Raw genomic sequence first — 15,687 nt, 5'->3', positions numbered from 1 at the left:
TTATAACTACCCAGTTTTGATTTAATTAATTATCAAGGTTTTAAGGTTATTAATAACTCCATTTGAGCAAGCTTAATATTGTCCAATTTGTAATTTTACCCAATCAAGGAATATTAATCTAATATATTTTCAAATGACTACAGATAGAAAGAATCAAGATAAAGAAAAGCCTTTCAGAGGCTTGGAAAACAATGTTCCGCAAAACCATGGTTTAGGCCAGGACTACCATGAAAGAGAATCCATTGGGATTTCAGCAGAGGAATTGGGAAAACCCGTTAATAATGGAGGAGTAGATACAACGAAACTTGACTTGCATTTAGAATCGCAATGGCTAGCGGTAAGGGACGAATACCTTTCACATTATCCTGCTATAAAGGAGGAAGACACCGAATATGAAAAGGGAAGCTTCTATAAGGTTATCGATTCTATAGCAAAAAGTAGACAACGTAGCCCAGAAGAGATACGTAAGGAAATTATGGGATGGTCTTTAACTACAAATGACCAATCTTAAAATTATAAATGCGCAGGATTATATGAATTACTTCAAGTAAATGTATTTTGCCCAGACCGCCCTGTTCCTTCTGTTTTAGTTCTATCCATTGAAAATTTATGAGCCATACCGTTTTAATCGATTAGCAAAAGGCCTCGGTTTAAGCCAACCATCATTTCAATGTTCTACTAGATTCGGAACACAACCCAATTATTACTTTACTTTTTCTCTACTTCCTGTTGCTGGTTCAACCGCAATGGAAAATCGGTTTCCCCTCTATATAACTTAATTTCTTGAATATCGGCGGGCATGTAATAACCTGCATCTTCCAAAGCTTCTTTTACATTTTTCACTACGATTCCCTTGGTGATAAGGGCCATACGCCTGAAATCTTTAGTGTCTACCCAGAAAAAAACTTTGAGGTTTACGGTACTGGTATCCAATTCGTCTTCTATAACGAAGTTTTCGTGTTCTTCATCCTCAATAACATCAGGTGCTTCCCTCAAAGCCTTCATTACAGTTTCTTTAGCGCCTTCAATATTATCTTCATAAGCTATGCCGATGATAAAATCCCAACGAAAAAAACCATCCTCAGTATAGTTGGTAACTGGTTTGGTAAGGACATCGCTGTTGGGAATATAAACATCTTTGCCATTAAAAGTCTTTAGTTTGGTGTAACGAAATTCCAAAGCTTTAACCTTTCCAAAATTATCGCCTATTTCAACAGTATCGTTGACTTCAAAGGGCCGACTAAATGCTAGGATGATTCCAGCTATAAAATTTTCACCGATATCCTTGAATGCAAAGCCCAAAATTACGGCACTCGCTCCGGCGGCTGTCAGGATTCCTGTAGCGATACCACCAAGGCCTGCAGCCTGAAGCCCCAGCATAATGGCAATTACTATAAGCGTGTACTTTAAGGCCTTTCCAAGAAATTTGCTCATGAGCGGATCCTGTGTTGAAGCAACAATACGCCTCCTTGCAAATTGTCCTAACCATGAACCAATTAATAAACCCAGAATAATGATTAGAATACCTAATCCAATTCCAGGTAATTGTTGAATAAACCGGTCCACAAAAGAGGTTAGGGACTCCGTTAAAGTAATGTCGGTATTTTCCATTGGTCTTATTTAATAAAAAAGCGATGCCTAAGGGAACACTTCAGCATTCCCCCCATATTGATTGGGTGAACGCCCTAGAACGAACATTGCGTAGCTAAAAGAAAAGATGCAGGAATGTCTTAATAGTCATAAAGCCATGAGCGTGGCTTAGAAACCTTGTGTAGTTTGCATAGTAAAACTAAACATGGCACAAAGAACCCTTTTAGAAAAGGGTTCTTCTATTTTTGACAAAGGCGGAAAACTACCTAAAATCTTCCAAGATTTTAGATGTTTCCAAATCGTTCTGAATGGCATTGCGCTGTTCAAGTAAAATTTCTTTTACCCTATGTGGGACTAAAGTCTCAGCCAAAACCTCATTATATTCCTCAATAGCCGATTTGTCTCCCCTCACAGCTTCTTCCAACATGGATTCGTCCTTGTCACCGGAAAAAAACGCCTTAATATCCATCCAAGCCCGATGTGCGGTACCTGCTGCACTGCCATCAATTTCGTTATCTCCCAATTTAAGTTCGGGCGATGAATTCTTTAAAGTCGTTATAAACATCCTTCTTTCCCTGGCTTTATTTTCAAAGTAATTTTGTATGCCTACATCCTTGGCATATTCAGCCGCATTGTCAAAACCTTTTACGGCATCTTCATTTTTTCTGATGACATCTTTTATCCTGTCCTCGATTTTTTTAATATCCTTATTCATTGATTTATATTTTAACGGTAACTTATACGAAATGTCTACCGGTTGACATATAACAATTTCAAGATACTAAACCGTTTGTTAAATGATTGACCCTAACGGGCTTTGCCTTAACTTCAATGAATTAATGTGGAATTTTCCCTCGACTCTCTGTATTAGGATTTAGGTTTTATCCTCTTTATAGGTAGGAATCGAGGTAAAAGTTTTAAGGTGAATATTCGTCATAACCCTTTAAGGAAAGAAGAGATGTTGGGTAGAATGGTTATACTGTTCGAAAATAAGCCGATTAAACCGTTTATCGGCGTTGGATTTTAACTTAGGCCAATAACGGTTTATACACTACAAGGACTAAATGGAAATACTGTTCTGTTTTTAGTATATTTTATTGGTTAAAATCACCCTATTTTATCTCCTACGTTGTCCAGAATATTGCATGGCCTCTCCCTTGCCGAAGCCATAGCTAAAGCCAAGGGCCACAAATGTGCCTCTTTGACGGCGATTGTAAACCTCGTAGTTGGCCTGGGCAATTTGGCTCTCGTCCACCCTAGAGGCGAATAGGTCCCTTACGCTTAAATTGAGGACGGCCTTGCCTTTCATTATATTTTTTCGTAGGCCCATATCGATAAACAGCATATCACTAACGTCACTTTGTACCGTTTGGTAGCTGGATTGATAGTTGCCTGTCATTTCCACATCGAAATCGGATGGAAGTTTAATTTTTGTCATTAATTTGGAAGTCCATTGTTTGTTGCTAAAATCGAAAATCGTGGTCTCGAAGATACCATCCCTTTGAAATTGATTATAATTAAAATCCCCATTCAGGGTAAGCCATTTGGCAGGGCTATATTTTGCATTGAATTCTATACCAGTAGCTTTATTGGTTCCAATATTTTCTGGCCTAGTGGTGCTAACGTTGTTTTCGAAGGTGGTAATACGCTCTATGACGTCTGTAGTATAGCGGTGATAAATCCCAAAATTTATACTGGCAGGACCTAAAATGTATATACTGGTAATTTCATAGGAATCGGTAAATTCCGGTTGTAGGTCGGGATTACCCTGGCGTATGCTATAATTGTTTCGGATATTGAAAAAGGGATTCAAATCCCACATTCTGGGTCGGTAGATACGTTTGGAGTAACCAGCTTGAACGGATACCTTGTCACTAAATTTATATGAGCTATGAAGACTGGGAAAAAAGTTGCCATAGTTTTGATCATTTGCCGCGTTTGTTGTAATCAAAAATGTGCTCTGATCGGTTTGTTCCAAGCGTAATCCTCCTTTAATGCCCCATTTTTTTCCTTCATAGGAACCGGTACCGTATAGACCTAGCACTTTTTGATCGAATTCAAAGACGTTGGTCAGACCGGGGTCGTTAACAAAGGCACCGTCGGTGAAATTATTTACTTCGTAATCATTGCTTACATCGTTAAAGACGTATTGGGCCCCTGTCTCTATGGTCCATTCCTCAGTAAGGGGATTGGTATAATCCAGTTTAAAGGTAAAAATAGCCTCTTTGAAATCGGTTCGGGTCTGTTGTCTACTGTCCTTATCCTCTCCGGCAATAGTGTTGTTCAAGAATTCTGAGGATTGGTCTTTACCAAAGAAATTTCCCAAGCCACTAAAAAGTAGGGTATGGTCCTCATTGTTTTCAAATTCCTTTTTGTACTGTAATTCATACTGCAACTTAGGGTTTTTTGCATCTGTAACTTCGGTACGTTCCCATTCTGAGATAGTGGCATTGTTGGAATCCAGGGACACAAAACTAGTGTTGGATGGTTGTTCCTCTATTTCCATGGCAAAGTTGCCAGAGAGTGTCAGTACGTTATTATCATTAATGTGATAATCCGTTCCAAGGACTATATTATAATAGGTTTCATTTCGGTACTCGGTACCATTACTAAGAATGGTGGTGTTGTTTTCCAAATCAACGTTTCGGGTCTCAAGATCATTGGGCATATCGCGAAGTCCTATTCCCAACTGGGTAAAAAGGTTAAAATTCTCTGTTCTTCTATTTAGGCTTACCCCAACACTATGGCTGTCAGGTGCTCCAGTATTCACCGAGATGGAGCCATTGAGTCCTTTGCGCTCCTCCTTTTTAAGGACTATATTGATAATGCCCGATGTTCCTTCGGCATCATATTTGGCTGATGGGTTGGTCATCACCTCAATCTTTTCAATCATATCTGCCGTAATGGTTCCCAAGGCATTTCCTTCTTCACTAGCAATGATGGATGGCTTTCCGTTGATGAGAATCTGTACTCCCTGGCTCCCCCTAAGACTAATACGCCCCTCTATGTTAACGTTAACGGAGGGCACGTTATTTAAAACTTCCAAGGCACTTGCCCCAGTAGTGCTAAGATCTTTCCCTACGTTGAATACACGTTTGTCCAATTTAAATTCGGTACGTGAAACCTCGCCCTGTACCACTACTTCCTGTAGTTGTTCTGCATCCTCTGTAAGGGCAATCTTCCCTAAATCTATAGTTTTACCCTGTGTTGGTGGCGGTCCAAATGTTTTGGTCCGAAAGCCTAGAAAACTTACTTCTATATAGTAGTCGGACGCATCGGTCTCCAAGCTAAAACTGCCATCATCCATAGTGGTGGTGCCATCTATTGGTTTTTTGGTTTCGTTATCGCCGACCATTACCGTTGCATAGGCAATAGGCTGTCCGCTAGATTCCTCCACCACAGTTCCCTTTATGGTTACCTGTGCCATGGTAACAGGGCAATAGAGTATGAATGAAGTAGCGATTAACAATTGTACCAAATTTTTTTTCATGGCTTCCTTAATTAATTTTAATTGTAAGAATTACAAAGATTCATTTTTTTATTGAGAAGAGTAGGGTATTTTCTGTGAACGACAAAAGTATTCCATTGAACGACAGCCAGTAGATTTTACTTAGGGCATACGCCGTTTAGGGGTTTAATTTTGCCGTTGACGTAGCACTATTTTTTGAAATGGGAGCAATAGCTTAGATTTGGATTATGAAAAAAGCCATGATTTCCAGGAAGGAACTGTTCTTTCAAGTCGTGCTCCATATCCTGGTGCTGCTTTTCTATTCCTTTGACAAGAATAATCCGGGGATTACGGTCGCCCAACTAGTTTTCTTTTTGGTCTATACTATTTTTGCCGCTTTTATCACCTACTATCTAATGCCCAAATTTTTATATCGAAAAAAATATTGGCAGTTTTTAGGAATGGTCGTCTTGGTATTGTTTGGCGTGATTTGGGCCGAAGAACTTTTGGAACTGGTTTTTTATCCAGGAACCAAAAGAGCAAGAATAGTTCCTGGAATCTATTATGCCATCTTCGATGTATTGCCGGTAATTGCAATTTTGTCGGGATTTAAGTTTGCTTGGGATGCGATAAGTTCCCAAAGCGAAGTAGAAAAGTTAAAAACGTCTGCACAGGAAAATGAACTACAATTTTTAAAATCGCAGATCAATCCCCATTTTTTGTTTAACAACCTTAACAATCTTTATTCATATGCCATTGATAATTCGCCTAAAACGCCTACCATTATTTTAGAACTATCCTCGGTATTGCGGTATATGTTATACGATTGCAAGGAAAAGTATGTGCCGCTTTCCAAGGAAATAGAACACTTGAAAAACTATACCCAATTAAGTGAATTGCAGATTGAAAATAGGGGAACCGTGGATTTTAAAACAGATATCATTGGGTCGGGATACCGAATTGCTCCTTTAATATTGACGGTATTCGTGGAAAATGCCTTTAAGCATAGTACCGCTAGTCAATCAGAGGATATTTTTATCAGCGTAGATATCAAAGTATCTGAAAATGGCCTATTACAATTTGAATGCTCCAATTCCTTTCGGCGTGAAACCAATACAGATGATCTCTCCCGCGGTATTGGTCTTCAGAACGTAAAAAAACGTTTAGGGCTTATTTATCCTGGAGCCCATAGTTTGTCAATAGAGGAAACAGATACCACCTATTCTGTTAAGTTGAACATTGATATTAATAAGGGAAGCGTATGATCCGTTGCATCATCATAGAGGACCAACCTCCCGCACAGCGTGTACTACAAAAGTATATAGGTGAAATGAAGAGTTTGGAGCTCAAGGCTACTTTTGCAGATGCCCTCAAAGCCATGGATTATCTAAAAGCCGAAGAGGTAGACCTTATTTTTTTGGATATTCATTTGCCCAAGATTTCGGGAATGGATTTTTTAAAGGCCCTGAACAAGAAACCTCATGTAATATTAACAACTGCCTTCTCAGAATACGCACTGGAAAGTTATGAATACCATGTGTTGGATTATTTGTTAAAGCCATTTTCTTTTGAACGCTTTGTAATGGCCGTTTCCAAGATTCCGGCGCCTAATTTACAAAGGTCTTCCATAGAAAAGGAGGTGGAAAGGAAGACAGTTCCAGAGGTAATTTTCATTAAGTCGGGCTACGAGCATCTTAAAATTGCCCTTGCAGATATTTTTTATATCCAATCTGAAGCGGACTACACCGAAATTTATACTACTGACAGAAAACATTTAACCTCCCATTCCTTACGATATTGGCTGCAGACCTTGCCGACGGATCAATTTACACAGGTACATAAATCCTATATTGTTAATACAAGACAAATCGAGAAAGTATCGGGCAACCGTATCTTTTTTGACCAAGAAACATATGTGCCTATTGGGCGTGCCTTCAAGGAGGATTTTGTGGAAAAGTACTTGTAGTAGGGGTGTGTACTACCATCAAGTTAGTTATGGACAATTTTATCTAAGACCCAGCAAACCAGGCGTTATCAAAATATTCTTTCAGATTAATATGCAATCGATTACAATTGATTAGATAAAATAGTATACTTGTAAAGAATAAATCTGAATATGCTATTTACGCAGAGGCTAACTGTTATAAGAACCAAGTTAGATAATTCATGAAAAAGAAAACGACCATATATGACATAGCGGCAAAACTAGGTCTCACAGCTGCAACCGTCTCTAGGGCTTTAAACAATAATCCCAAAATAAGTATAAATACGCGCAAGCTGGTCCTGGAGACTGCCTTGGAAATGAATTATGAGCAGAACAAGTTGGCTTTGGCCCTTAAAAGCGGCAAGAGTTATAATGTAGGCGTCATTGTTCCTAGAATAGATAGTAATTTCTTTTCATCGGTTATACGTGGTATTGAAGAAGAATTGTACCCCAAGGGTTACCACGTAATAATCTGTCAGACCCACAACCAGGAAAATATAGAGAACGAAAAAATAAATTCGCTTGTAAATGTACAAGTGGATGGCATACTAATGTCTATTTCCAATGCCAATCTGGAGGAAAATAAGGGGTTTAATAAACTTCTAAAAAATAAAAAAACGCCATTGGTCTTTTTTGATAGGAAGAAAGATATAAAAGGTATCAGTTCTGTAACCATAAATGATTTTAAAGGTGGTTACGAGGCTACCAAACATTTGTTGGACCAAGGTTGCAAGCGTATAGCACATTTGTCCAACGATCGGAACTTTGAAATATTTAGGAATAGATATTTGGGTTATAAGCAGGCCTTGTCCGATAATGGAATTGATTTTGATGAAAGCTTAGTCATTGAGACACAGAGTAACGTTCTTGATGGTAGAAGAGCCGCGCGGTTACTTTTGGATATGGAAACACCACCAGACGCTATATTTTCTTCCAGCGATTTTGCTGCTTTGGGAGCTATTCAGGAAATTAAGGAAAGTGGACTTAATATTCCCGAGGATATTTGCGTTGTAGGTTTTTCCAATGAACCCTTTACCAGATTTATGGAACTTACGACCATTACGACTGTTGATCAATTTCCGCTGGAAATGGGAAGAACCGCCGCTCAGGTTTTTTTGGAAGAAGTAAGCAATACTGGGGACATTAAAATAACCAAAAACGTGGTGTTGACACCCCAGCTGATTATTAGAAAATCCTCGTTAAAACATAAAGAAGGTTAAAGGAATTATTTCAATTCTTCAACCTTCCATTATTTAATAATTAGGGCAATAGTCCAAAAAATATTATAAAGACACTCCTCTACGCCATGGAATAAAATCATTTTGATTTAATAATTTGGCTTTGGTCTGAATTTTTCCACTGGCCACTTCGATTATAAAGTCCAACATTTCTCCTGCCATTTCTTCGATGGTTTTTTCACCTCGTATTACCGCTCCCGTTTCAATATCAATTATGTCGGGCATTCTTTCCATTAGTTCCGTATTGGAAGATACTTTTATAATAGGAGCAATAGGATTTCCTGTAGGTGTTCCCAATCCTGTTGTAAATAAGACAACGTTGGCTCCTGAACCTACCATGGCCGTTGTACTTTCCACATCGTTTCCGGGAGTACACAATAAATTAAGACCTGGTTTGGTAATGTATTCGCCATAATCCAGTACATCTTGAATGGGGGAGGTACCTCCTTTCTTGGCAGCTCCTGCAGATTTCATGGCATCGGTAATTAAGCCGTCCTTAATATTTCCTGGCGAAGGATTCATATCAAAACCAGAACCGGCATCTACAACAGACTTTTCGTAGGCCTTCATTAACTTTAGAAATTTTTGGCCCTTATCGTCTTCAACACATCTGTTTACCAATTCCTGTTCTACGCCACATAGTTCCGGAAATTCTGATAGTATGGCAGTACCATTCAGGGCAGCCAACAAATCTGAAACAGCCCCTAAGGTTGGATTTGCGGATATCCCTGAAAATCCATCCGATCCCCCACATTCCAAGCCAACTCGTAATTTGGACAATGGAGCAGGTTTACGCTCTGCATTATTTGCCTTTTTTATGGCTTCAAAGGACTCTTTGACAATGGTGGATAACATTTCATCCACTGTACCCATTTGTTGTTGCTCAAAAATAAGAATAGGTTTATTTAAGTTGGGATTAATGGATTTTAAGGCATCGTTAAAAACACTTATTTGCAGGTTTTGGCAACCCAAACTCAATACCGTTGCTCCTGCAACATTGGGGTTGTTTACGTAGCCCGCCAATAATTTGGCCAAACTTTCAGAATCTTGCCTTATACCACCACATCCCCCTGGGTGGGTTATAAATTTTACATCAATATTGTCAAATACATTACTGGAATTGTTTTCTACCGAAGCTTCTTCCGCAGTGTTGTTCACCAAGGAACGAAGTAACATTTGGTGTGGATTTACTTTTTGTTTCAAAAGCTCTTTTTCAAAGACTTCCTTTAATATTTCTATGTTTCTGTTTTCACAAAAAACCAAAGGGAAAAATAGCCATACGTTTTCGGTACCTACCTGTCCGTCTTCCCTGTGATAGCCAAGAAATGTTTTGTCTTTCCATTTTTCTACATTGGGAGCGGTCCAACCAATGGTTTCGGTTTTTCCATGTACTTTTTCACTTTGGTGTTTTACATTTTCAGTGGTTAAAACATCTCCTTTTTCTATAATGCCATTGGCGCTTCCCACGAGAACACTGTACATAATAATGCGATCTCCGGATTCAAATTTTTGCAAGGCAATTTTATGCTTCGATTTTATATCGGATAATACAGTAATTTCCTCACCTTCAAATGTAATTACTTCCCCCGCCTTTAAATTAACCAAAGCAACGGCAACATTGTCCGATGAATTTACCTTTATAATTTTACTTTTCATTTTATCAAACTCTAATTATTTTTACTCTAATGGTTTAAAACCTGTTACTGTAATTGGCAAAACCCATTTCAATACCATTCGTATCAATTTCTTCCAAGGCTAGGGCAACTGCTTCGGTAAGATTTTCAACCTGGGTTAAATCCTCCCCCCAATATGATGTGTTGCTCAAGGTTCTTTTAGCGATTTCCAAATAATTACTGGATTTCCAGATTTGGGCAAATGCTTCCACTATTTCATCACTATCATTAACCGGTAAATTCTCACCTTTCCAGGTTCCTTTATAAAAACGTATTAGCGCAGCAAAAGAGAAGGTTAAGTTGGTAGGTATCTTTTTATGTATGTCTATGTAATCCAATAAACTTGGCAATACCCTTACCTTAAATTTTGAAATTGAATTTAACGCAATACTGGATAAGTTATGAATAATAAACGGATTTCTAAATCGGTCCAAAACCTCTTCCGCAAAGCTGTCCAGTTCTTCCTTGGCCATTGGAAGTGTGGGATTAATTTCATTAAAAATGGCATTGTTCACAAACGGGCCGGTAAAGTCGTTGTCTACGGTTTGCTTTACCGTGGTGTTTCCATATAAAATAGAAAAAGGAACCATTGAGGTATGTGCACCGTTTAATATTCGGACCTTCCTAGTTCTATAGGGCTGCATGTCCTTTACAATCTTAACATCCAGATCTGTTTTATGGAAGGGTAATTTTTCTTTAAGTTGCTCATCCCCTTCAATGGTCCAAAGTAAAAATGTTTCTGCAGCTACAATTAAATTGTCCTTATAGGATAGTTGGGCATTGTAATCCTCAATTTCATCCTTTGGGTATCCCGGTACTATACGATCTACCAGGGTGTTATGGAATGTGGAATGTGTGGTTAGCCATTTTTTAAAGTCTTCCCCCAGTTTCCAATCATCGGAGTACTTCAATATTATTTCCTTTAGGGTGTCCGAATTATGATTTATCAGCTCACAAGGAATTATAGTTAGGCCTTTATTGGCATCACCTTTAAAATGCTTAAAACGTTCATACAATAGTACCGTTAATTTAGCCGGAAATGAACTTGGTGGCTGCATGTCCAAAGTATCAGTGGCAACATAGGCAATACCGGCTTCCGTAGTATTGGAAATAATGAACTGCAGGGCCTCTTCCTTGGCCAAACTTAAGTATTCCTTGAAATTGCTGTAAGGATCAATTCCTTTTACAATATTGGTAATAAGCTCTTTATGCTGAATTTCCTTACCCTTCTGAATTCCTTTCAAAAACAGGGTATAAAGTCCGTCTTGATCATTAAGCATTTTCACCAAACCTCTTTCAATAGGTTGGACCACCGCTATTCCAGCATCAAAATTAGCTTCCTGGTTTAATCTTTGGAAAGCATAATCCACAAATGCCCTTAAAAAGTTTCCTTCTCCAAATTGTACGATCTTAATTGGTGGGGTCGACTCTAAATTGGTGTTTTTTCTGTTTAATGGTTGCATATTACTTTTGTATAATGTTATTATGGCATAAACCGATTTTCCTATGGGATGCGCCTATGAGCTTTTAGGTGCGTCCCAATGCAATAATGTAATCGATTGCACAAATGTAGTATAATTTATTTTATATCCAATTTTTTCGATCCTGGTTCCTATGTTTTTATTTTGATTGAAGGTGATACGAGTCAAGAAAATATAAGGTATTCAGCTTGAGGCCCTTCCCTTATACCAACGGTCTACATGAATTGATGGTCGTTTTCAACACCAGGGTTTTTCCAGAGACTGCAAATGACTTGAATCAAAATTTATGAATTTGTCCCTATCTATAATTCTAGGACCCTCTTTTCCTTGTTGCTTTTAATTGCCGCCTCAATTACTTTTATCACGTTCATGCCATCTGTTGCCGATACTGGGACCGACTTATTATTTCTTAAAGCTTGGTAGATACCTTCGTAATACGCCATATAGTCTCCATTTAAAGTAGGGACGTATTCCCTGATAATTTTACCATCCTTCTCCGTATGCAACAATCCTTTTTCTTTATCCAATTCTGCACCCCAGTCCTGTGTACCTGGTATTTTTCCTGCCTGCAGGGCAGCCTCCTGTACATCGGCTTTGGATTTTATAAACGAGCCTTTGGTTCCGTGCAGTATGTTTCCCGGTAAAACCTCACGAACATAATAACTGGATTTTAATGTTACCCGGTGTGTATTATAAATCAACTTTACATCAAAATAATCCTCTACTTTGGAATTGGGGCGAAAGGTGTCCATATCGGCATATATGGCATTTGGCATGCCAAACAAAACCAATGCCTGATCAATTAAATGAGAGCCCAGGTCGTATAAACCTCCGACTGCAGCTGTTGGGGTTTCTTTGTGTATTTTGTAACTGAGAACTGGGTCATAGCGATCATAATGGATCTCTGCCTCTACAATATTTCCTAGCCAGCCTTCATCCATTACTTTTTTTATCGTCTTAAAATCACTGTCATATCTTCTATTGTGATACACAGAAAGTGTTACTTTTTTCTCCTTGGCCAATTGGATCAATTCTTCCGCTTGTGCCACGGTAGCCGTAAAAGGTTTTTCTACAATTACGTTTTTCCCTGAATTTATAGCCTGTTTGGTAAAATCGTAATGCGTTACACTTGGTGTATTCACTACTACCAATTCTATATTATTATCTGCCAACATATCTTCCAAGCGGCGGAAGGTTTTTACATTAGGATATTTGGCTTGGGCATTATTTTTTGTTCTTTCCCAAACCCCGTATAAATTAAATCCGGGATGTACATCAATGAATGGTGCGTGAAAAACGACTCCACTCATTCCAAAAGAGCATAAGGCTGTATTTATAGGTTTCATAGGCTTAAATTTTAAGTATACTAATTTATAAGTTTTAGATAACAACCGACTAAGAAATTATCCTTTGTAAATTTTTTATGTTTCTTAAAGGGGCTTGAATTATTAATTTTCCTGCAATTTCAAAACAGGGCTTATCCTTAATGGACTGTTCACAAATCAATCGATAAACAAGTTCGGCAATGCTAAGGAGAACCATGGAAATAAGGTAACCAAAATCAGCACCAAAAAGCTTACCAACAGAAAAGGTAGCCCGGCCTTGCTTACCTCCCCAATGGAAATTTTCCCAATACTCGATGCCACAAAAAGACAGACCCCCACAGGAGGAGTGGTCAGTCCTATAATTAAATTCAAGACGGCGATTACTGCAAAGTGAATAGGATCCACATCCACGGCAACAGCTACCTTTAACAAGATTGGAAAAAGTATAAGCAAGGCCGCAATAGTCTCCATAAAGGTGCCCACTATGATCAATAACAGATTGATCAGCAACAAGACCACATATTTATTGTCGGAGAAGCCCAGGATTTCATTGGATATGTTCTGTGGAATTTGCTCAGTAATCAATATATAACCAAATAGGTTGGCGAAACCCACCAAGACCATTAGTGAAGCCGAGGTCTTCATACTATCCAAGATAATGACCTGTGTATTTTTTAAGTTTAATTTCTTATACACGAATTTGCCAATGATCATGGCGTAGACCACCGCAATAATTGACGCCTCCGTTGGTGTGAAGATGCCTCCTACTATGCCATAAAGGATGATAAAGGTCATCAACAACGACCAAAAGGTATCTACAAAACTGCGTGCCACATCCCTAAGACTGCTGCGTTTATGTTTAGGATATTTTTTTCGTTTGGAAATAAAATAAGCCGTAAACAACAGTCCAACCCCCAATAACAAGCCAGGAAGCGCCCCGGCCAAAAACAACTTGCCAACAGACAAGCCGCTCAAGGTGGCTGCAATGATCATGGGTACACTCGGTGGAATTATAGGGCCAATTGTTGAGGAGGCGGCGGTAACCGCACAGGAAAAATCAGTGTCGTATCCTTCTTTTTTCATAGCAGGTATCATTATAGATCCCATACTGGCCGTATCCGAAATGGCAGTACCCGAAATTCCGGCAAAGAGCATGGAAGCTCCTATGTTAACCAACGAAAGTCCTCCACGAATGTGCCCTAAAAGATGGTTGCAGAATTTTATGATTTTTTCCGTTAGCCCACCTCGGTTCATCAAGTTGCCTGCCAAGATGAACCCAGGGACACTAAGTAGAACAAAGACATCTATGCCCGAGTACATTTTCATGGGGACAATAATCAAAGGCACCCCTTTGACGATTAAATAGCTTAGACAGGCAAGCCCAAGTGCGAAGGCAATAGGAAAGCGAAGTACTAGACCAACGATAAAAACAATAACGAGTATCCAAATCATGGTCTAGAATTTTTGATTGTTCTTTTAATTTTTTTCCAGAGGTAGTAGCTAATGGATGTCGACATTATAAGCATGCTAAAAAAGGCTATGCCCATATTAAAGCCCATACTTGGCGATTTTTCCGGTATCCCCAATAAAATGAACTTCACGGAATAAATTGCCATGACTAAAAATAGGACCAAAGTAACTATGGGTATCGCCAAGTTTAATATTTTTTTAAATCTTTCCGGGAAACGATTGTAGAACATATCCAGATGGACGTAAAATTCATTTTTCATGGCCAGACCTGCAGCAAAAGACATGGCATAAATAAAGAAAATTCGTGAAGCTTCCTCGGTCCAAGGGGGGGTGTTGAAGGGTGTAAAACGACAAATTATCTGAAGTAGGACGGTTAGTATTAGGCCCCATGTACTTAGTAAGGTTTCAATTTTCAGGATGCGACCGACCGTTTTATTTAGCATCGACTTTTTCTTTTTTAAGTTGGTGGTATATTTTCTGCATCTCAGGAGAGAGACTTTCATAAATTGCCCTTTCACTTTTTTTAGCAAAGGCTTCTTTATCTACTTCTATAAATTGCATGCCCTGGGCCTTTAATTCCTCCTGTACATTCTTTTCGTTTTCTAGATAGAGATGGTGCTCGTATGCCTGCATTTCTTTGCCGGCCTGCAGCACGATTTCTTGAAGGTCGGCGGGAAGCTTTTGAAATTGCTTTTCGCCTACAACTGGGTACACCCAACTTATGACATGACCCGTTAAGTTAAGGTATTTTTGTACTTCGGAGAAGCCGGCGTTATGGATCATGGCGAACGGATTTTCCTGAGCTTCTATTGTGCCTTGTTGTAAAGAGGTAAATACTTCGGAAAAGGCCATTGGGGTGGGCTTGGCACCAAGTGCGCTCCATGTTGTTACAAATGCCGGTACATTGGGAACCCTAACGATCAGACCTTTTAGGTCATCGGGATGTCGTATAGGTCTATTCGATGTTAAGTGCCGCGGACCTCTTTCAAAATGACCCAGGGAGCGTAATCCTGCCTTTTTGATCATTTCCTCTTCCATTAATTTACCGACAGGACCATTAATATAGCGATTCATGTCGGTGGAATCCTTCATTAAAAAGGGCAACTCGCAAAAGGTAGCTACCTCAAACCAATTGGTGAGGGTAGATCCGGTGGTGGTCATATCAATTACCTCGGCCTGTATTAGGCGAATGGCCTCAATTTCCTTGGCCAACTGTTCCGAAGGGTAAATCTCTATCTTGATGCGGCCTGTAGAGCGTTCCTCCACAATTTCGGCGAAATATGCGAAGGCCTTGTACCATGCATGGTCTTCATTGACCAAAAGTGCGGCTCTCATTAAAAATTCGGGTTCCTTTTTTTGAGGCTCGCAACTGCTGAATAGGAATATGGAGAATATAGGCACTAATATTGTCGCAAAGAAAGAGGCCATCCGAAGTGGATTTTTCATGGAGTTGGTCTAGATATCTTATTCTTTCTAAA

General features: G+C 39.1%; 13 protein-coding genes. 4 read left to right on the top strand and 9 right to left on the bottom strand.

Features of this window, described 5'->3' with window-relative positions; all coding sequences use genetic code 11:
* The first annotated feature begins 133 nt into the window (after positions 1-133).
* On the top strand, positions 134-511 hold the full coding sequence (locus H4O18_RS05035; protein WP_187582051.1) for a hypothetical protein: 378 nt from the start codon (positions 134-136) through the stop codon (positions 509-511).
* Between the two features lie 197 nt (positions 512-708).
* Here H4O18_RS05035 and H4O18_RS05030 read toward each other — a convergent pair whose 3' ends face one another.
* From H4O18_RS05030 to H4O18_RS05020, 3 genes are all read right to left on the bottom strand, one after another.
* Positions 709-1,611 carry a mechanosensitive ion channel family protein gene (locus tag H4O18_RS05030; protein ID WP_187582049.1) on the bottom strand — a complete coding sequence of 301 codons (903 nt, stop codon included), beginning with the start codon at positions 1,609-1,611 and terminating at the stop codon, positions 709-711.
* A 241-nt stretch (positions 1,612-1,852) separates the two neighbouring features.
* Positions 1,853-2,305 carry a ferritin-like domain-containing protein gene (locus H4O18_RS05025; RefSeq protein ID WP_187582047.1) on the bottom strand — a complete coding sequence of 151 codons (453 nt, stop codon included), beginning with the start codon at positions 2,303-2,305 and terminating at the stop codon, positions 1,853-1,855.
* 402 nt (positions 2,306-2,707) lie between these two features.
* Positions 2,708-5,080, bottom strand: coding sequence for a TonB-dependent receptor (locus tag H4O18_RS05020; RefSeq protein WP_187582045.1), 2,373 nt, complete (start codon positions 5,078-5,080; stop codon positions 2,708-2,710).
* A gap of 206 nt (positions 5,081-5,286) precedes the next feature.
* On the opposite strand from H4O18_RS05020, the gene H4O18_RS05015 reads away from it, so the two are divergent.
* The 3 genes from H4O18_RS05015 (at position 5,287) to H4O18_RS05005 (ending at position 8,242) form a co-directional block, all read left to right on the top strand.
* On the top strand, positions 5,287-6,303 hold the full coding sequence (locus H4O18_RS05015; protein WP_246474008.1) for a sensor histidine kinase: 1,017 nt from the start codon (positions 5,287-5,289) through the stop codon (positions 6,301-6,303).
* The gene (locus H4O18_RS05010; RefSeq protein WP_187582043.1) at positions 6,300-7,004 is read left to right on the top strand and encodes a LytR/AlgR family response regulator transcription factor; all 705 of its coding nucleotides are present in this window, start codon (positions 6,300-6,302) and stop codon (positions 7,002-7,004) included. Before H4O18_RS05015 ends, H4O18_RS05010 begins: the two co-directional genes overlap by 4 nt.
* A 200-nt stretch (positions 7,005-7,204) precedes the next feature.
* Entirely contained in the window at positions 7,205-8,242 is a 1,038-nt protein-coding gene (locus H4O18_RS05005) for a LacI family DNA-binding transcriptional regulator (RefSeq protein WP_187582041.1), read from the top strand.
* Positions 8,243-8,305: 63 nt separating this feature from the next.
* On the opposite strand, the gene H4O18_RS05000 is transcribed toward H4O18_RS05005, so the two are convergent.
* The 6 genes from H4O18_RS05000 to H4O18_RS04975 form a co-directional block, all read right to left on the bottom strand.
* Positions 8,306-9,916: a UxaA family hydrolase gene (locus H4O18_RS05000; RefSeq protein ID WP_187582039.1), complete on the bottom strand. Its 1,611-nt coding sequence runs from the start codon at positions 9,914-9,916 to the stop codon at positions 8,306-8,308.
* A 34-nt stretch (positions 9,917-9,950) separates the two neighbouring features.
* On the bottom strand, positions 9,951-11,396 hold the full coding sequence (locus H4O18_RS04995; protein WP_187582037.1) for a tagaturonate reductase: 1,446 nt from the start codon (positions 11,394-11,396) through the stop codon (positions 9,951-9,953).
* 320 nt (positions 11,397-11,716) lie between these two features.
* Positions 11,717-12,760 (bottom strand): Gfo/Idh/MocA family oxidoreductase, encoded by a 1,044-nt coding sequence (locus H4O18_RS04990; protein ID WP_187582036.1) that lies wholly within the window; start codon positions 12,758-12,760, stop codon positions 11,717-11,719.
* A 156-nt stretch (positions 12,761-12,916) separates the two neighbouring features.
* A complete protein-coding gene (locus tag H4O18_RS04985) occupies positions 12,917-14,191 on the bottom strand; it encodes a TRAP transporter large permease (RefSeq protein ID WP_187582034.1) in 1,275 nt (424 codons plus the stop codon).
* On the bottom strand, positions 14,188-14,652 hold the full coding sequence (locus H4O18_RS04980) for a TRAP transporter small permease (RefSeq protein WP_187582032.1): 465 nt from the start codon (positions 14,650-14,652) through the stop codon (positions 14,188-14,190). Before H4O18_RS04980 ends, H4O18_RS04985 begins: the two co-directional genes overlap by 4 nt.
* Entirely contained in the window at positions 14,642-15,655 is a 1,014-nt protein-coding gene (locus H4O18_RS04975; protein ID WP_222942342.1) for a TRAP transporter substrate-binding protein, read from the bottom strand. Before H4O18_RS04975 ends, H4O18_RS04980 begins: the two co-directional genes overlap by 11 nt.
* Positions 15,656-15,687: the final 32 nt, after the last annotated feature.

This window comes from Arenibacter arenosicollis (genome assembly GCF_014397245.1).
Classification (GTDB): Bacteria; Bacteroidota; Bacteroidia; order Flavobacteriales; family Flavobacteriaceae; genus Arenibacter; species Arenibacter arenosicollis.
Note: the sequence above shows the minus strand (reverse complement) of the source record. Positions and strands in the feature narration are given on the sequence as shown.